This is a genomic window from Thermoflexibacter ruber, assembly GCF_900113045.1.
In the GTDB taxonomy this organism is placed as follows: domain Bacteria; phylum Bacteroidota; class Bacteroidia; order Cytophagales; family Thermoflexibacteraceae; genus Thermoflexibacter; species Thermoflexibacter ruber.
The window spans coordinates 78142-96590 of sequence record NZ_FONY01000017.1 but is presented as its reverse complement, the minus strand read 5'-3'; the positions used below and the strand labels follow the sequence as shown (position 1 = coordinate 96590).

Here is an 18449-nt window from a genome sequence, read left to right as displayed (position 1 = left end):
TTGGGTAGGTGCTGTTATGGCACGTTTTTTTAATCTTCATCTGTTTCAATAGGCACTTCAATCTCACTAGCTACCAACCAATCACTGTCTGGTCGTGCTACAAGTCTTGCGTTACTGTATGCCCATGCAAGTGGTAAAATTGTGTGACCCAAATAATTTCCTGATTTCGTTTTTTCTACAACTAGTGCAATGTCCACAACTTCATCATCAACCAAAGCCAATGGTAATAGGAGTGTAATTTTGTTTTGCGTTGGAAAATACATTGGAATTGCTGTTTTAAAGTTCCATTCTACTCTCTTAATTGCAAGTTGTAAAGCATCTTTAAATCTGTTTGTCATATTCCTATAAGTTTTGGTATCAGCTTCAATTGCTTCTGACAACTTAAGTAGGTATTCATTTCTTTCTTGGTATGAAAGTATCTCGGGATTTTTAATTTCAAAGCCACTTGGTTTATTTTCATAAATGAAACTCTTAGGTAGCCTTGAAACATTGTCTAAAATAATGTGCTTTATATCCATTTCTGGTTCTGATGCTCTTGTATCATAAAGCATATCAGATATATTGTCAAAATAATGCGCCCTGCTTGGCTTTTTTTCAAAATATCTAATTAGATTCTTACCCGCTGGTCCTTCCCCTGCAATGCAGAAGTCAAATAGCTTCCAACTTTGAGTAAAATCTTCTGTCTTAATAAATAATGCAAAAATAGGTTCATATCTTTTATCTACTAAACCCGTATTGAATGCCGCAAAATTGTCTGAAAATAAAATTTTGTTTTTCTCTTGAGACAATTTGTAATACGTATAATGTAGATAATTCACCAAAATTGGATAAGGATACTCTGGATTAAAATCTTTGTAGTGCCAAGTTTCTTCGAGTGCTAGTTCTTTAAGTTTTTTTATCGTTGTCTGGTAGTTTCCTAAATATGCCCAATCTGTCAAAGCACTCTTAGGTGAACTTCTTATTATTTTTTTCTTTTCTGTTTCTGATGGCTTACTTCTAAGTCGTATAAGTGCTATTGGAAGTTTATGTGAATTGTCGTATCGGTGTTCTATGATGTCTGAATGGGTTTTAATCAAGTCAATCAATTTTAAAAATCCAAGTGATTTATAGTCTAGTCCATTTGCTTTCAACTTTAAACCAAAGTCGGCTAAATTAATCCATTCTTGGTCTTTATAATTCTCGTTGAAAGTCGTCTTTAATGTTTCTTGAACTGTTTTCTTGTCCATACTATATTGTTTTTAGTTGAGTTGTCTTTTTAAAATGTGCCATAACATCTGGATAAACGCAACCCTTGCGTTTATTTATTAAAAACTTGCGTTTATTTCCTTTTTATTTTACTACAAAGATAAAATCACTTCCCGGCTCGTCATCTCCAAAGCTACCCGACTTAGGCTCTGGATTCAGTGCTTCCACCTGAGTAATAATTTCGCCAATGGTAAGAATCCCGTCGCTTCCACCGAAGCCTCTAAGTGCCTCCAACAATCTACGAGCAAAAGGGGAGTGCATACCCGGACGCCCATCGGACACGTACTCTTTACCACCTGAGGTTAAGTAGCGACGAGTTTTAAAACGTAACTTTCGGGCAATAAACTCTTGTTTAGAGATATTATCATATTCATTGGCTCCGCCTCTTTTAGCAATGGCAGGGTCAAAAGTTCCCCCAAAGCAAACGTCCATTACCAAGAAAATATGCTTGCATTTGATATTGTTGATGGTACTTCGCAAACTGTGATGAGGAATATAGGAAGCGGCACTTTCATCATTTTTCCTACTATCTTTGGCTACTAAGAAACCTTCTCTGAGGTCTTCGTCAAAATGCCCATGTCCAGCAATAAAAATGAATAGTTGGTCGTTGGGTTCAAAACTTTTTTTGGTATATTCTTTTAATTTGAGCAAGATTTGCTCTCTGGTAGGATTTTTTAATAGTTCAGTTTCAAACTGATAAGATGTTTTTAACTCCTCTGCCACATTACTTGCATCAAAAATAGGATTGTTTAGGTTATCCCACTCATCGTACTTGTCAGTAGCTATCAGCAAGGCGTAGTTTTTTCCGTAGGTGGAGATAGTTTCTTTGGTAGAGGCTACTACCTCTTTAGGCTGACGCTCAATTACAAAAGTTTGCTCAGCTCTATTGCCTTTTAGGTCAAAGGCAACCACTGTTACAGGATTTTTGCCTTGGCTAAGAGGGATTTGCACATCAAACTCTCCATTGATGCGGAGTTGGGCATTGTTCCCATTCACTATCACTTCCTTTACTCCACTTTCATCTTGGGCTACCCCCACGATAGTAACGGTTTCATCTAAGCGAACTACCCCTATGCCTCTGGTCAGAGTCGTCAAATCAGGGGAAGTAATAGAAATTTTTGGAGGTGTCTTGTCGTACAGTTTAGGGTTTCTTTCATCTAACGACTTCTGTACCAGACGTTTGTTTTCTACAGCAGTAGCATACTCGGCATCTATTTCTAAGGCTTTCTCAAAATCTTTTAATGCTCCTTCTAAATTACCCAATTTGATTTTTATTAGACCTCTCTGATTGTATGTCCACTTGTTTATCCCCAAATCCAGCGCAGTATTTAAGTCTTCCAAAGCAGAAAAATATTTTTCCAAGCGATATTTCACCCAGCCGCGATTCTCATAAGCCTGTCTATAATTGCGGTCTATACTGATAGCTTTGTTATAGTTTTCTATGGCTCTTTCGTAATCGCCTATTTCCCCTGCTTGGTAGCCAAGGTCAAAATAATCTTTAGCTGTAATAAAAACAGCATCTTTTTCTATGGAAGTAGTTTGGCTATTTGCCAGTTGTTGTTGGCGATTGAGGCTATCTAAAAGACTTTGAAGTGCATTTTTATTTTCTAAAGCAGTAGTATAGCCCGCATCTATTTCTAAGGCTTTATCGTAGTAAATCATAGCTTCCTCAAACTGATTTAATTTTTCCTTAGCTACACCGATATTATTGAAACACAATTTATTATTGGGTTGAAGTTTGAGTTCTGTCAAGTAATCTTCTATGGCTTTTTCGTAATCTCCTAAGTTATATCTTGCAAAGCCCCTACTCAAATGCGCATTTTTATGAGCCTTATCTATCTCGATAATTTTACTAAAATCTCTCACTGCTTCTTGGTATTTTCCTAATTCGATAAAGCACCAACCACGATTGTAATACGCATCAACATAGTAAGGAGATAGACGTAGCACCTCAGAGTAATTAGCTACTGCATTGTCTAAGTCGCCTTTCTCTGCTGCCGTATAAGCCTTTTCAAAATATTCCTGTGCGTTGATTTGAGCAAATGCAACCAAAGGAAAAAATAGATAAATAAACAGGGTAAATCGTTTCATTTTTGAGAAAAGTATTGACTATTTGATACTTAATAGACAAAAGGTAAGAAATGTAACAACAACCAAATTAATTTTTTGAAACTTTCCAAGTAAATATAGGAAATTTCTTATATTTTTCTATGATACTTACATCAAAATAAAATCCAAAATCCTTGCTAAACATGAAATTCATCAAAAAAAATAGGGCAGTGAGCTTGTCTAAAAACCTAAGTGATGTTTATTGATAGTTTACTATAAGCCAATGTGAAGTAGGTGTAAAAATTTCCAAGTAAATACTAAGAAAACTATATATTTTTTCGCAACTTTGTGCAGTAATGATTCCCTTACTCTTATAGATGAAGTCTGCCAAAGAATATAGCGAGTTTTGTGAAAAAACACTTTTCCCTGAGTTAGAAGGCTTAGAAGCAAGGCGCAAGGCAATAGGAAACAAACGCATTTCTTTTTTACTTATTGTACTCATTCTCATTGTTTTTCATATTATTGTCATTTTGTTAGATTTTGCCCCTTTGTGGAGCATTATGGTTTCTATGTTGCTTGTTCCTTTCGTTTTTTCCTTCATTTACAGGCAGTTTGGTACAGACCCCAACCTCGTAGAGGACTTAGAAGATGAGGTTATTAAGCACAGCATTACTTTTTTGATAGGTAGCCCCCTCTACAAAGAGGAGCAGGGCATGGACTACGACATTTTTGCCCGAAGTCGCCTATTTTTGCAGTTACCCGAAGACTATAAGGGCAGACATCTTACCAAAGGAAGGTTAGACAGTAACTTGGTACTGTTTTCTACCATAGACTGTGGCTATTTTAGAAATGTAGGGAAAAAAGAATTGGAGTGGCAAAATATTTTTAAAGGGCTAATGGTAGTCAATGCTTTTGAAAGAAATCTGGGACTGAACGCAGAGATTATTCCTAATGATTTAGAACAAAACTTATACTTGATAGGCAAGGAATTAAAAAAGTACAATTTTCAGAGAAGTCAAAAAGTCCCCTTTGACCAAGATAAGGAATTTTCCCAAGCGTATGCTGTTTATGCTGACAAACCTTTGGAAGCTATGCGCCTAATTACAGCCCCCCTACGCCAAGCCATCTTGAATTTTAAGCAAAGTGTAGGCATAGATGTAGCTATTTCTTTTGTGGAAATAAAGATAGAAAAAGAAAACAAATTGGAAAATAGAGCAGAAAGCAAAATCTACTTTGCTTTTTCCGCTGATTCATTAGTAAGTACAGATATTGGAAAAACATTCTTACAGCCTAATAGTGTGAACGGCTTTTATTTATGCATTTCCTTTGTAAGTATGGTGTTAAATGAACTAAGACTAAGATTTATTAAAAAACCGGGGGTAGATTGGTCAATATGAAAAATATATGCATATTTTGCGGTTCTGCGGTAGGGAAAAATCCTATTTACAAGCAAACTGCACAAGAATTAGGACTGTTATTTGTGAAAAAGCAAATCAGGCTTATATATGGTGGTGGTAGGGTAGGGCTGATGGGCATCATGGCGGATACTGTCATGCAGAACGGAGGCAAAGTGGTGGGGATTATCCCTCAATTTTTGATAGAAATGGAAGTAGCTCACAGCAGGTTAAGCGAGATGATTATGGTCAAAACTATGCACGAACGCAAAAAACGCATGACTGACATGGCACAAGGCTTTATAGTCATGCCCGGAGGCATAGGCACTATGGACGAGTTTTTTGAGGTATTCACCTGGGCGCAGTTAGGTTTACACAGCAAACCCATAGGACTGCTCAATACCAACGGCTTCTTTGATAAGTTATTGGCTTACATAGATTTTGCTGTGGAAGAAGGTTTTGTAAAGCCGCAAAGTCGCGAGATGGTGTTGATAGAAACTGATGCAGAACAACTTATAGAGAATATGCAAAACTATGAAGCAAGCCACGTAAAAAAATGGCTCACCAAACATCAAATCTAAAAAGTTTATTTTTAAGCATAATAGCGCATCATTTCTCTTGCCCATGTAGGCTGAATAATCTCATTGGGGGAAGGTAACAACTCGCGCACTACAGGCTTGATATCTACGACGGGAGTACCGTTGATAGCATCTAAGCCTTTTACAAACAAGACCTTGCCCTCTATTTTTTCTAATCTTACTATGGATTGTCCTATGCGGCTGGGGCGATTATTAGAGCGAAGGGCAAATACGCCTACCTTAGGAAAATTGCCCAATAGAGATTGTTTACCTTCAAAAATCCTTTCACTTTTACCTATTTTATGAAAGAAAAATAGTACCTCCAAATGAGAAAATTGGTCGAGTTCTCTTAGACTCTCTTCGGTAAAAAGTTCGTTAAGATGAATCTCTGAACAGACCTCTTTGTAATCCATAAACGCAATGTCATCAATCTGATTGACTACATTGCCAATAGTAGAAATAGCAATCATTACTTAAAAAATTTACACATGATAGTACTTGTGTCCTTTGGTAATTTGGATACCAGAAAAAAATAGATGTGTTTGGACTGCATAAAAATATAGAATCTTATTTCAAAAATCAAATTTTAAGAGGAGAGTTTATATTCACTCCTGACAAGTTCCTCAAACCTGTGTAGGTGTAAAAGATTGATAATAATGCTTTTTCACTCAAATCAATTCGTAAACTAATTTTGTTTGGGCATATAATGAATCTAAATCAATATCTTTAAAATTTATTGATAATCAAAGACTTAACTTCCTTCCCTAAGAGAGGAAGGGGTGGGGATGGGTCGGTTATTTTTGTTAATATACTTACTCCTCTAATAAAGGAGAAAGCAGATTAAGAATTACTTACAAATTTTGATATTCTTTGAGAGCCAATCCATAACTTTGCAAGCCATAGTGTTTATCACTTCAATACCAATAAAAAACAAACCATATAGACTATACGTATGAAAAACTCTAAAATTGTAGGCATTGGTTTTCATGTACCTGACAAAATCGTTACTAACGAAGACCTTACCAAAATTATGAATACCACAGACGAGTGGATTCAAGAACGTACAGGCATTAAACAAAGGCACTATTTTGACCCAGAAAAAGGAGATACCAACTACGGTATGGCGGTCAAAGCCTCTCAAATAGCCTTAGACCGCGCAGGACTTAACCCCCAAGACATCGATTTGATAGTATATGCTACGCTCAGCCCAGACTATTATTTCCCCGGCTCGGGAGTCTTGTTACAACGCTCTATGGATTTTCGCAATATTGCGGCAATAGATTTGAGAGCGCAGTGTTCGGGCTTTATCTACGGACTTTCGGTAGCAGACCAATTCATCAAAACAGGAATGTATAAAAATGTGCTATTAGTGGGTTCTGAAATACACTCAAGCGGGTTGGACTACTCTGACGCAGGAAGGCATGTTTCGGTAATTTTTGGAGATGGGGCAGGGGCTGTAGTCTTGACAGCAACAAATGATACTCAAAAGGGAGTTCTATCTACTCACTTGCACTGCGAAGGCAAGTTTGCTGAAGAGTTGGCAGTCATCTACCCACATACAAGCGGAAAAAACAAGAATAATCCAGAGGAAATCAGACCGGGAGGCGGTTTTTATCCTGTAATGAACGGGAGCTATGTATTTAAACACGCTGTTACACGCATGCCCGAAGCCATTATGGAAGCCTTAGAAACCAACGGCTACAAACCTGAAGACTTAGACTACATCGTTCCTCACCAAGCTAATGCACGCATTACCCAAGCGATTCAGCAAAAATTTGGTTTTCCTGACGAAAAAATAGCCAGCAATATCCATAATTACGGCAATACTACCGCCGCTTCTATACCTATCGCACTTTGTGAGGCTTACGAATCAGGAAAAGTTAAAGAAGGTGATTTAGTATGTTTGTGTGCCTTTGGAAGTGGATTTACTTGGGCTTCTGCACTGATTAGGTGGTAGTTTACTCTTTCGGTTGGAGAGGTAGGCTATGGGTGTAAACACAAACCTGCCTTTCTTACGATAAAAACTACGTTCAGTTTAGAAAATTTTAAAAATCAAAACTTAAAGTTAATTTAATGAATAAAAAACTTTTTTTATTATCCTATCTATTTTTCTCAGCGTTTACACTGCCTCTATTTGCACAGAGCGAAAAAGAGCCAAGTGCAGAAGAACTCTTTAAACAAGCTAATGCCCTCTACGAACAGCAAAAGTACAAAGAGGCAATCGCCCTATACGATAAAGTACTTGCCAAAGACGAGTACTTTGCCAGAGCATATAACAACAGGGGAAGTGCTTATTTTCAAATGCAAGATTTTCTCAATGCGCGCTTAGATTTTGATAAAGCCATAGAGTTGAATCCCAAAGATGCTGATGCCTTTACCAATCGTGGAATGCTCCATGCCAGCTTAGGAAGTTTTGAAAAAGCAACTAACGATTTTGCCGAAGCGATGAGTTTAGACCCTAAAAATCCAAGTGTTTACTACAACTTAGGCATGGCTTATTTTTACCTTCAAAACTATGATTTTGCGGCGAGAAATCTCTATCAGTGCGTACTTTTAGATGATAGCATAGCAGAAGCACATAACTATTTAGGATTTTCACGTTTCTTATTGGGTTTCAAAGAACAGGGAATACAGGACATGACCAAAGCACTCACCTTGAACCCCAATTACGCAGAAGGCTATTACCACCGCTCCAATGCTTACTACAATATGGAAAACTATAAACTTGCACTCCAAGATATAGACAATGCACTCAAACTTCACCCAGAGATTAAAGAATATCAGAACTTGAAAAAAGCCATTCAAAACAAAATCAAACCGTAATTTTATTTGTTATATTTAAAATTATTACTAAATTTCACATTATTCCCCAATATATGGAATAATGCTTGCTTTTGAATTTGAGCCAATCTTCTAAAAACAACATCTATGATGAACAAGTTTTCATACCTTTTTTCCTTAATCATTGCCTCTTTGTTAGGTGGTATTTTGACCTTAGTGGGGTACAAATCTTTTTTTGAATCCCCCTCTGTGCAACTCCCTAATGAAAAGCAAGATATTCAACTTACCAACTTCAACAAAAAATTGCTGGATAACTTTACCGTTCCTGAGGGACTAAATTTCGTCTTGGCGGCAGATAAGGTTACGCCTGCGGTAGTACACATACGTACTTATTACAAACATGCTGATTACGACTGGTTTAGAGAACGTAGTGATGGAGATTTTTCCCGATTTGCCTCTGGCTCGGGAGTCATTATTTCAGAAGATGGCTATATTCTGACCAATCACCACGTCATAGACGAATCGGATAAATTTGATGTAATCCTGAACGACAAAAGAAGTTACCAAGGCACTATCATAGGCACAGACCCAACCACAGATTTAGCCCTTATCAAAATTCAAGCAAAAAACTTACCTACTATCGAATTTGGCAATTCTGATAACTTAAAAATAGGCGAATGGGTATTGGCAGTAGGCAATCCTTTTGATTTGACCTCTACGGTTACTGCGGGTATCATCAGCGCAAAAGCACGCAATATCAATATTTTGAGAAGTAGAGATGGCTTACAAATAGAATCTTTTATCCAAACCGATGCCGCCGTCAATCCGGGCAATAGCGGGGGCGCCTTAGTCAATCTCAAAGGAGAACTAATTGGGATAAATACGGCAATCGCCACCAAAACAGGTGGATATGCAGGCTACTCTTTTGCGGTGCCTGTTACCTTAGCTAAAAAAGTAGCTGAAGATTTACTTAGGTATGGCGAAGTGCAAAGAGGGCTATTAGGGGTAAATATCAGAGACATAGATGCAAGTTTGGCAAATCAATACGGTATCAAAAATATCAAAGGCGTATTCGTAGTAAATGTTAATCCTAAAAGTGCGGCTGATGAGGCTGGCATGGAAATTGGTGATATTATTACCAAAGTAGAAGACGTGGAAGTAAATACCGTTGCAGCCTTACAGGAGATAGTAGCACGACACAGACCGGGAGAGCGTATTGCAGTAGTTTTTGAGCGGGGAGGAGTGGAGAAAAAAGTTTATTTAACTTTAAAGAACAAAAATAATGAAGCCGTTGTTACTAAATTAACTGAAAATTTTGAGGAATTGGGTGCGGAAGTCGCAGAAGTGAATCAATCAGATAAGAAAAAGCACGACATAGAAGGAGGGGTAAAAATAGTAAAGCTCAAGGAAGGGAAGTTGAAAAAAAGTAAGGTAATGGAAGGTTTTATTATTACCCATATCGATAAACTAAAGATACAAACCTTAGCTGATTTGAAATCAGCTTTAAGAACGAGAAAAGATAAAATCATCGTAGAAGGCATAGAGCCAAACGGCGACAAAGCGTTTTACGGAATAGGTTTTTGATTGGTTGATTAGTTGTTTGTTTTGAGTTTTAAAGGCATCGCAATTTTTGCGGTGCTTTTTTTTGCCTTATTCTTTATTTCTTTCTTTGATAGCTAACTGCCCGCAAGCGGCATCTATATCTTTGCCTCTGCTACGACGTATATTGACAACTATCCCCCTATCTTCTAAATACTTAGCAAATTTGCTAATCTTATCTTCCTCAGCGTTCGTAAATTCCGCCTCAGCGATAGGGTTATATTCTATGATATTGACTTTAGCAGGGAGGTGCTTGCAGAAACGGTACAGTTCCTCAGCATCCTTGAGCGTATCATTAAAATTGTTGAATACAATGTATTCAAAAGTTACCTTGTTTTTAGTTTTTTGATAAAAATATTTAAGTGCATCGCGTAAGGCTTCCAAAGTATTACTCTCGTTGATAGGCATGATTTGATTCCTTTTTACGTCATTTGCCGCATGAAGCGAAAGAGCCAAGTTAAATTTCACACCGTCATCTCCTAACTTTTTTATCATTTTGGCTATGCCCGCAGTAGAAACGGTAATACGTTTAGCCGCCATGCCCAAACCCTCTGATGAGGTAATTAACTCTGTAGATTTCAACACATTGGCATAGTTGAGCATCGGCTCTCCCATGCCCATATAGACGATATTGGTCAAAGGCATTTGATATGTAAGGCGAGCAATACGGTCTATCAATACTACTTGGTCATACATCTCCGCAGGGTCAAGGTTACGAACCCTCTCCATGTAACCCGTTGCGCAAAACTTGCATGTCAGCGAACATCCCACCTGAGAAGAAATACAAGCAGTCATGCGGTCTTCGGTAGGTATCAAAACCCCCTCCACTAAATTTCCATCGTACAATCTAAATCCTACTTTTACCGTGCCGTCCTTGCTTATCTGCTCCTGAGCTATGGTTACAGGATTAATCGTGAAGTGTGTTGCCATAAGCATACGCAAACTTACAGGCAGGTTGGTCATTTGTTCAAAATCAGTAACAGATTTTTTCCATAGCCACTCATATACCTGTTTAGCGCGAAAAGCTTTTTCCCCCTGTTCTACAAAGAATACCTTTAACTCCTCCAAACTCAACTTTCTAATATCTTTGAGAGGTGGTTTACTATGGTCAGTTTCTGCCGTTGGGGCTTCTTTGACTTTGATATGAAGTTTTGGCTTGATTATCATTTAAAACTGTACACAAATAAAAAGTATATGCTGCTTGGGAATAAAAGCAAAGGGTTTAAGTTTTTGACTAAAAACAATCATTACACTCCCGTATTTAAACGCAAAGATATAAAAAAGCCTGTTAAAGTTCTATCATGTGGAGAAAAAATCCAATAACTTGCAGATAGAGAAATGAGTGGACTGTGTTTATGCCTAATTTTAAAGTATTATTTTTGTGTATAGTTTTAAAAATTTGATGACAGACTTAATAAAAACCTCATGCTAAACTATAAACTTTTTTTTGACCTTGTTGGAGCAGAAGATTTTGCAGACATCAGCGACCAGCAGGCTCTGCTTCATACCATTTACTTTGCCTTAGATACTTCTTTTCAATGGAAAAATATCGATATAGCCATTATTGGGTTAAACTTAAAGGGAGAAGCTGATGCAATCAGGAGGCAGTTGTACCGCTTGCAGAAAAGTGCCGTGAATTACCATATTTTAGATTTGGGGAATCTGCGTCTTAGCCAAGACCTCAATGAAAACTATCTCAAAGTCAGTGAAGTAGGTAAGTTTCTCCTGCAAGAAAATATTTTGCCTATCCTGATAGGTGGAACAAATGACTACGCACTTGGATTATATTGGGCTTATCAAGACTTAGAGAAAACAATTTACACATTGTTCATAGATAAACAGTTAGATATAAAAGAAGAGAGTCAGTTAGCTGAGGAAAGATTTGTTAGTCGCATTTTATTGCATCAACCCAATTATTTGTTCAATCTTGGTTTGTTGGGCTACCAAACTTATTTGAACAATCATCTTGCACTGGAAATGTGTAAAAAATTGAATTTTGATTTGATGAGTGTGGGAGAATTGAGGAAAAATATAGCGGATACTGAACCTATGATACGCATGGCAGATATGTTATGTATAGACATTTCGGCTATTCGGCGCAATGAAGCTCCTGCCACTCCATATTCTTTTCATTTTGGACTTACAGGAGAGGAAGCAGTGCAAATGGCTTGGTATGCAGGGTTGAATGAAAAACTTTCTTCTTTGGGTATTTTTGGCTACCAAGCAGATTTGGACAAAAACCAACAAACCGCAGAAATAATCTCAGTGATGCTTTGGTATTTCATAGAAGGATTTTATTACCGCAAAGGTGAATTTCCGTTGAGAGAAAATTTTTATATTCAATACACTGTTCCTTTGAGCAATGAAGATTTTTCCTTAGTATTTTATAAAAGTATGCTTTCTGATAGATGGTGGTTGAGCCTTCCAACCCAAGAAAGCACTTCCTTCTCTCATTACAATCGGAATCAACTCATACCCTGTACTTACCAAGATTATCAAGAAGCTACGTATGGCAACCTCCCTGAGCGATGGATTAAATCCTTAGGTTATGATGTAAAATTACAATAAAGCTTGCTAAAAAATTCTGTAAAATTCCTAAATAAAATTGTGCTTTTTTTTGCATGTTTTTCCTAAAACTTCCTTTATATTTGCAAAAAAATACTCGTAATATGGATAAAAATAACAATACAAGCACATTAACAGCAGATTTGACTCACCAGAATGGCAATGGTGAAAGCAAATGCCCGTTCATGAATGGTAGCCTGAAAAAAGCGGCTGGTGGTGGCACAAGCAACCGCGATTGGTGGCCTAATCAGTTAAAGCTAAACATTCTCCGCCAACACTCCTCGCTGTCCAATCCTATGGGAAAGGACTTTAACTATGCAGAGGAGTTCAAGAAACTTGACTTGGCGGCAGTAAAGAAAGACCTTTATGAATTACTGACCACCTCTCAAGACTGGTGGCCTGCTGACTATGGTCATTACGGACCTTTTATCATTCGTATGGCATGGCACAGTGCAGGTACGTATCGTATTGCTGATGGTCGCGGTGGAGCAGGTACAGGTACACAGCGTTTTGCACCACTTAATAGCTGGCCGGATAATGCAAACCTCGACAAAGCACGCTTACTCCTTTGGCCTATTAAAAAGAAGTATGGAAAAAAACTTTCTTGGGCAGATTTGATGATTCTGGCAGGTAACTGTGCCTTAGAGTCTATGGGATTCAAAACTTTTGGATTTGCTGGAGGCAGAGAAGACGTATGGGAGCCAGAGGAAGACATCTATTGGGGTTCTGAAACGGAATGGTTAGGAGATAAGCGTTATACAGGCGACAGAGAACTGGAGAATCCTTTGGGTGCAGTGCAAATGGGACTTATTTATGTAAACCCAGAAGGTCCTAACGGCAATCCTGACCCGCTTGCAGCAGCGCGTGATATTCGCGAAACTTTTGGTCGTATGGCAATGAACGACGAGGAAACCGTAGCTTTGATAGCTGGAGGACATACTTTTGGAAAAACCCATGGTGCGGCAGACCCAAGCAAATATGTGGGTAGAGAACCTGCAGGGGCAAGCATTGAGGAGCAGAGTTTGGGCTGGAAAAATACTTTTGGGAAAGGCAATGCAGAACATACCATTACAAGTGGTTTAGAAGGAGCATGGACGACTACCCCTACTCAGTGGAGCAACAACTACTTTGAGAACTTGTTTGGTTATGAGTGGGAATTGACAAAAAGCCCTGCTGGGGCGTACCAATGGAAACCTAAAGGAGATGCAGGCGCAGGCACAGTACCTGATGCGCATGACCCTAATAAACGCCATGCGCCAATGATGCTTACTACTGACCTTGCCTTGAAGGTCGACCCCGTTTATGAAAAAATTTCAAGATACTTTTACGAAAACCCAGACAAGTTTGCAGATGCTTTTGCGCGTGCATGGTTCAAACTCACACACCGCGATATGGGACCTCGCGCTCGCTATCTTGGTACAGAAGTACCTCAAGAAGAACTTATCTGGCAAGACCCTATCCCTGCTGTTACTCATGAACTCGTTAATGAACAAGATATTACAGCACTCAAAGCTAAGATATTGGCAAGTGGACTTTCTGTTTCAGAGTTAGTATCTACTGCTTGGGCATCTGCTTCTACCTTCCGAGGCTCTGACAAGCGTGGAGGAGCTAATGGAGCGCGTATCCGCCTCGCCCCTCAAAAATACTGGGAGGTGAACAATCCTACCCAACTTGCAAAAGTATTAGAGGTGTTAGAAAGAATCCAAAGAGATTTTAACAATGCTCAAAGTGGAAATAAAAAAGTTTCACTTGCTGACTTGATAGTGTTGGGTGGTTGTGCGGCAATAGAACAAGCTGCAAGAAGTGCAGGATTTAACGTAACCGTACCTTTTACAGCAGGTCGTGCCGATGCCCTTCAGGAGCAAACCGATGTAGAATCCTTTGCAGTGCTTGAGCCTGCCGCAGACGGCTTCCGCAATTATAGAAAAGTAAAGTCTGGATATACAGCCACAACTGAGGAACTGCTAATAGACAAAGCACAGTTACTAACGCTTACTGCTCCTGAAATGACGGCTCTTGTTGGCGGTATGCGTGTGTTAAATACCAACTTTGATAAGTCACAGCACGGTGTTTTCACTAAACAACCCGAAACCCTCACTAACGATTTCTTTGTCAATCTGCTTGATTTGGGTACTACTTGGAGGGCTATTGATGACTCTCAAGAAGTATTTGAAGGTCGCGACCGTCTGACAGGCAAGACAAAGTGGACAGGTACGCGTGTCGACCTTATTTTTGGGTCTAACTCAGAGCTACGTGCTATTGCGGAGGTATATGCTTGCGAAGATGCGAAAGAAAAGTTCGTACAAGACTTTATTGCTGCATGGGATAAAGTAATGAATCTTGACCGCTTTGATTTGCACAACTAATAGATTGTATCTCTGTTAAATGAAAACCTTTGTAAGAATAAAGTCTTATAAAGGTTTTTTCTTTTTTCCATTAATCTTCTGTAGGCTCATTGCCTTTGTAAATCCTAAATTCTACTCTACGGTTCATCTTTTTGTCTGCCTCTGTGGTTTCTGGGTTTATAATAGGGCGAGTACTTCCGTAGCCTTTGGCTTTTACTCTGGATTTGTCCAACTTCCCATAGTCAAGGATATATTTGGCAATTGCATCGGCACGCTGTTGGGAAAGACGCATATTGGCCGCAGGGTTGCCACTGGAGTCTGTGTGTCCAGAGATTTTCAACTTATACTCAGGATAGTCCACTAAAAAATTAACGATGAGGTGCAGGTCGTTTTCCATTTCTGGTTTAAGTTCTGCACTATTATTGTCAAATTCTATGGATTCAAATTTGATAGCCCTGATGCTTTTTGTGGCTATTTCTACTTCTTTTTCTCCTTTGAGTAAAAATATCTCTTCCATTCGGAAAAAGTTTTCTCCTTGAACTATGAGCATATATCGCTTGTTATCAATGAGTTCAAACTCAAAAGAGCCGTCATCTCTGAGGTATTTGGGCATAATCTCTATGCGAGTGTCTAAGTCTATGAGTGATACTATCCCCTCGAAGACTTCTCCAGTGGTTGCTTCGGTAACTTTGCCCGAGAAACGCACTATTGCCATAGGCTGCGCTTCCATAGGCATTGGGAAGGAATGTAGGTCGAGGTTGTTTTCATTACCCGGTTCCGATTTAGCATAGTAAATCTTATTGGATTTAGAATCTATAGCAAAGTAAAATTCACGTCCCGCTCCATTGACTAAGGGACCTATATTCTTAGGTTCTGTCCATGCACTATCCCTCCAATAAGCTTTGTAAATATCAAAATCACCAAAATTGACTATTTGCCCATCTGAACTGAAGTACAGCACATTGTAGGTGTGGTGCATGAAAGGACTAACTTCGTGCTTGCGTGTATTGATAATAGGTCCGATATTTTGAGCGGGACCCCAGTTGCCAAATTCGTCCTTGGCAGAAAAGTAAATATCCATGCCACCAAACCCGCCTGCGCGGTCTGAGGCAAAAAATAGCGTATCTTCTGTCAATGAAAGCGAAGGGTGCGAATCCCAAGTAGCACTGTTGATATTTTGTCCTAAGTTCTCAGGTTTGCTCCAATATTTTCCCTCTATTTTTCGCGAAACGTACAAATCACAATCTCCCAGCCCGTCAGGAGCATGACACCGAGAGAAAATAATCATATTCCCGTCAGCACTGATACAAGGCGAACCCTCATTAAACGGGGAATTTAAGTCTTTAAAAGGATAAGCAGGCTCCCAGAAGTCCTCGTCATCGCCTATACGTTTGCTCATGTAAAGGTTTTCATCTAATTTTTTCCTTGTTCTCTTATCTACTCCCTCAGGTAGCCTTTGAGAGGTAAAAATTAGGGTTTGGTCGTCTTTGGAGATAGTAACTCCATAGTCCTCGAATTGGGAGTTTACCTCCTCGCCCATATTGACCAATACCCCCATAGGAGGTTTTAAAGTATCCACATGCTTTCGTAGCTCAACCATTTCATAGTATCTATCCAACTCTACATATAGGTCTTTTTCTAACCTCGACAGGCTGTCATATCTTCGCTTAGCCTCTTGAATATCTCCACGATAGTGCTTGATAATGAGTCGGTAAACATCTTTGGCAACATCTTTTTTCCCCAAATATTCAGAAAGTCGGGCTAACTGCCAGACCATGTCCATGCTGTTCATGTCCAAGAAGTTATTGATGCCAAACTTGCAGACATATTTGAGGAGTTCGGGGTGTAGGCGTTTCCAGTCTTTATCTCTTTGGTATTTATTAAGTACAGAAAGTTCTGCCTCATTGACGTAGAAAGGGATTTTATTGATATTGATAAAACGAAGCGTAGAGGGATTAAAAGCCTCTGTTTTAGCAGTAGGCTCAAAATCCTTCATAAATATATTTTTAAGACGGTTTTCCTTTCTTTCTTTTTTTTCAGCTTCCTTCTTCTCGTTATCTTTTTTTTCTCTTTCCAGCCGCTCTTTTTCTAACTTGCTTTTTTCGTCTTTTTTATCTCTCTGAGCGAATCCTTCTACTACCCCCAAAAGGAGTAGTAGTACAAGTAATAAAAGAAAGGCAAAACCCTTTTTCAAATTAACCATTATTGACCATAATTTAGAGTTTTCTTGAAATACGCATTTTCTTAAAGGAGGTACGATGTAATAAATTGATTAGATGCAACAAATATAAACAAAGTGCAAAATTTATTCCCAAATAATTTCTATGACTTTCTCATCATAAATAATAGTAGTTCGCTTAGCATTTTTCTTTTTTATAATCCTGTATCTATCTTTTTTAGCATTAATATAATCTTGGTCTATCACGATGCTTTCATTCTTTTTATGAAAGACGATAATTTTTTCTTTTTCGCGAATTTTTTTGATGCTGTATTCTGTGCCTTTGACCCGAATTTCTTTTTTGTCCTTCATTGCCGCTTTGGTATCTCCGTTCATGATTTTTAGAGCCAAAGAAGCTTTTGGTACGCCATAGCCTATGTAATTATTGGCGTATGGGTAGAGGGAAGAAGATTGCTCTACAACAGAGAAAATCTCTTTATTGTTCATTTTAGGGTTTTTCTGCATAAGGCAAGCAGCAAAGCCTGTAATGACAGGAGCAGAAAAAGATGTACCTGCGGAAATCTGGACGAGGCAGGCTACGTTGGGTTTGGTGTAGGAAAGGTGTTCAGGACCGATACTGCTATAATAAGACTTAAGCCCGTTTCGCTCCACTGCCCCTACAGAAAGGGCGCCTTTGGCATCGGCAGGGGCGGAAACTATCTCCCAACTTCCACTTCCCTCGTTGCCTGCGGAAACAATGATAAGCAAGCCTTTCTCCTCAGAAGCGATTTGCACAGCCCTACTCACTACGCTTGTTTTTCCGTCCATTTGTGAGGGTTTATAGTTATCCTCAGGGTTATCAAATCCGTTAGAATAGCCCAAAGAAGTATTGATGAGGCGCACACCTAAGCTATCCATCCACTCCATAGAGATTACCCAATAGTCCTCTTCGGCTCTGAACTCCCTGTCCCCATGGTCGGTACGTGCCAAGTAGAATTTTGCTTTGGTGGCAAAGCCGTATTGTTTACCTTTTTCTGTATAGCCTGTTATCATCTGTAAGACCGTAGTTCCGTGGTCATCAGAGGAAGTCCTTTGGTTGGTATATTGGTCGGTAGCTTTGGGGTCAAGCATATCTTTTAGCCCTAAAATACGGTTTTCCGCAAAAAGGTGAGCCAAGTGCTTATTGCTTTTCGCTCCATAGTATCCTGCATCTATTACACCAATGACCACTCCATTTCCATTCAAATTTTCAGAGGCAAAAGTAGCCGCTTCCATTTGCTCTAAGGCTGTCCCGTATTCTTTTTTGAAGTCGTCATAGTTTTCTTTAAAATCCAATTTTTCTGTCATACTTTTATTAGCAAGACTTTGTATTGGTTGGCTAATGAGTTGGATTTTCTCTACAAAAGGTAGTTTTTGGATTTCTTTTAACTGCTCTGCCGTAAGGTAAGCCGATACCGCATTGAGCCACTTGGACTGGCAAACTGTTCTTGCTCCTATTTGTTGTATGGTTTGTATATACTCTTGATTTAGAGGAATATCCGTAAACTGTACCAAAGGTAAGTTAAAAGTGAGGCGATTTTGAATCGTCTGCTCGCTTAGGTGCTGGCGATAGTCGTAGTTTTCTGTGATTTTGTCTTTCAAGAAAATCCAATACTTAGGGGCTTGGGCTTGTACGCAACACCCCCAAAGTATATACAAACAAAATAAAAGTATCTTTTTTTTCATCTTTTAAAAT

13 protein-coding genes are annotated in these 18449 nt (G+C 38.9%); 7 read left to right on the top strand and 6 right to left on the bottom strand.

The window, feature by feature from the left end:
* Window positions 1-29: 29 nt before the first annotated feature.
* Both BM141_RS10755 and BM141_RS10750 read right to left on the bottom strand, forming a co-directional pair.
* A complete protein-coding gene (locus tag BM141_RS10755; RefSeq protein WP_091545024.1) occupies window positions 30-1226 on the bottom strand; it encodes a DUF3825 domain-containing protein in 1197 nt (398 codons plus the stop codon).
* A 103-nt stretch (window positions 1227-1329) separates the two neighbouring features.
* Complete coding sequence (locus BM141_RS10750) at window positions 1330-3336, bottom strand: tetratricopeptide repeat protein (protein WP_091545021.1); 2007 nt, start codon at window positions 3334-3336, stop codon at window positions 1330-1332.
* Window positions 3337-3671: 335 nt separating this feature from the next.
* Between BM141_RS10750 and BM141_RS10745 the strand changes: the two genes are divergently transcribed.
* Together BM141_RS10745 and BM141_RS10740 are read left to right on the top strand one after the other, a co-directional pair.
* Entirely contained in the window at window positions 3672-4691 is a 1020-nt protein-coding gene (locus tag BM141_RS10745) for a DUF3137 domain-containing protein (protein ID WP_091545019.1), read from the top strand.
* Window positions 4688-5269, top strand: coding sequence for an LOG family protein (locus BM141_RS10740; protein WP_091545017.1), 582 nt, complete (start codon window positions 4688-4690; stop codon window positions 5267-5269). The genes BM141_RS10745 and BM141_RS10740 overlap by 4 nt, the downstream gene beginning before the upstream one ends.
* 11 nt (window positions 5270-5280) lie before the next feature.
* Here the strand turns inward: BM141_RS10740 and BM141_RS10735 are convergent, their stop codons facing one another.
* Window positions 5281-5736 (bottom strand): SAM-dependent methyltransferase, encoded by a 456-nt coding sequence (locus BM141_RS10735; protein ID WP_091545015.1) that lies wholly within the window; start codon window positions 5734-5736, stop codon window positions 5281-5283.
* A 482-nt stretch (window positions 5737-6218) separates the two neighbouring features.
* Between BM141_RS10735 and BM141_RS10730 the strand changes: the two genes are divergently transcribed.
* The 3 genes from BM141_RS10730 to BM141_RS10720 all read left to right on the top strand — a co-directional run bounded on the left by BM141_RS10730 (window position 6219) and on the right by BM141_RS10720 (window position 9631).
* Window positions 6219-7223 (top strand): 3-oxoacyl-ACP synthase III family protein, encoded by a 1005-nt coding sequence (locus BM141_RS10730; RefSeq protein WP_091545013.1) that lies wholly within the window; start codon window positions 6219-6221, stop codon window positions 7221-7223.
* Between the two features lie 116 nt (window positions 7224-7339).
* The gene (locus BM141_RS10725; RefSeq protein WP_091545012.1) at window positions 7340-8089 is read left to right on the top strand and encodes a tetratricopeptide repeat protein; all 750 of its coding nucleotides are present in this window, start codon (window positions 7340-7342) and stop codon (window positions 8087-8089) included.
* A gap of 105 nt (window positions 8090-8194) precedes the next feature.
* Complete coding sequence (locus BM141_RS10720) at window positions 8195-9631, top strand: trypsin-like peptidase domain-containing protein (protein ID WP_317039448.1); 1437 nt, start codon at window positions 8195-8197, stop codon at window positions 9629-9631.
* A 66-nt stretch (window positions 9632-9697) separates the two neighbouring features.
* Here BM141_RS10720 and rlmN read toward each other — a convergent pair whose 3' ends face one another.
* Complete coding sequence (rlmN, locus tag BM141_RS10715; RefSeq protein WP_091545007.1) at window positions 9698-10813, bottom strand: dual-specificity RNA methyltransferase RlmN; 1116 nt, start codon at window positions 10811-10813, stop codon at window positions 9698-9700.
* 258 nt (window positions 10814-11071) lie between these two features.
* Between rlmN and BM141_RS10705 the strand changes: the two genes are divergently transcribed.
* Window positions 11072-12214 (top strand): arginase family protein, encoded by a 1143-nt coding sequence (locus BM141_RS10705; protein ID WP_091545003.1) that lies wholly within the window; start codon window positions 11072-11074, stop codon window positions 12212-12214.
* A gap of 101 nt (window positions 12215-12315) precedes the next feature.
* Window positions 12316-14577, top strand: coding sequence for a catalase/peroxidase HPI (gene katG, locus BM141_RS10700; protein ID WP_091545079.1), 2262 nt, complete (start codon window positions 12316-12318; stop codon window positions 14575-14577).
* 70 nt (window positions 14578-14647) lie between these two features.
* Here katG and BM141_RS10695 read toward each other — a convergent pair whose 3' ends face one another.
* Window positions 14648-16759, bottom strand: a complete 2112-nt coding sequence (locus BM141_RS10695; protein ID WP_091545001.1) for an OmpA family protein — start codon at window positions 16757-16759, stop codon at window positions 14648-14650.
* A gap of 102 nt (window positions 16760-16861) precedes the next feature.
* Entirely contained in the window at window positions 16862-18439 is a 1578-nt protein-coding gene (locus BM141_RS10690) for a S8 family serine peptidase (RefSeq protein WP_091544999.1), read from the bottom strand.
* Between the last annotated feature and the right edge of the window lie 10 nt (window positions 18440-18449).

Bases quoted from the DNA above. Each gene is read 5' to 3' on its own strand.
- BM141_RS10755 (WP_091545024.1), bottom strand. From the start codon at position 1,226: ATGGACAAGAAAACAGTTCAAGAAACATTAAAGACGACTTTCAACGAG.
- BM141_RS10750 (WP_091545021.1), bottom strand. From the start codon at position 3,336: ATGAAACGATTTACCCTGTTTATTTATCTATTTTTTCCTTTGGTTGCA.
- BM141_RS10745 (WP_091545019.1), top strand. From the start codon at position 3,672: ATGAAGTCTGCCAAAGAATATAGCGAGTTTTGTGAAAAAACACTTTTC.
- BM141_RS10740 (WP_091545017.1), top strand. From the start codon at position 4,688: ATGAAAAATATATGCATATTTTGCGGTTCTGCGGTAGGGAAAAATCCT.
- BM141_RS10735 (WP_091545015.1), bottom strand. From the start codon at position 5,736: ATGATTGCTATTTCTACTATTGGCAATGTAGTCAATCAGATTGATGAC.
- BM141_RS10730 (WP_091545013.1), top strand. From the start codon at position 6,219: ATGAAAAACTCTAAAATTGTAGGCATTGGTTTTCATGTACCTGACAAA.
- BM141_RS10725 (WP_091545012.1), top strand. From the start codon at position 7,340: ATGAATAAAAAACTTTTTTTATTATCCTATCTATTTTTCTCAGCGTTT.
- BM141_RS10720 (WP_317039448.1), top strand. From the start codon at position 8,195: ATGATGAACAAGTTTTCATACCTTTTTTCCTTAATCATTGCCTCTTTG.
- rlmN (WP_091545007.1), bottom strand. From the start codon at position 10,813: ATGATAATCAAGCCAAAACTTCATATCAAAGTCAAAGAAGCCCCAACG.
- BM141_RS10705 (WP_091545003.1), top strand. From the start codon at position 11,072: ATGCTAAACTATAAACTTTTTTTTGACCTTGTTGGAGCAGAAGATTTT.
- katG (WP_091545079.1), top strand. From the start codon at position 12,316: ATGGATAAAAATAACAATACAAGCACATTAACAGCAGATTTGACTCAC.
- BM141_RS10695 (WP_091545001.1), bottom strand. From the start codon at position 16,759: ATGGTTAATTTGAAAAAGGGTTTTGCCTTTCTTTTATTACTTGTACTA.
- BM141_RS10690 (WP_091544999.1), bottom strand. From the start codon at position 18,439: ATGAAAAAAAAGATACTTTTATTTTGTTTGTATATACTTTGGGGGTGT.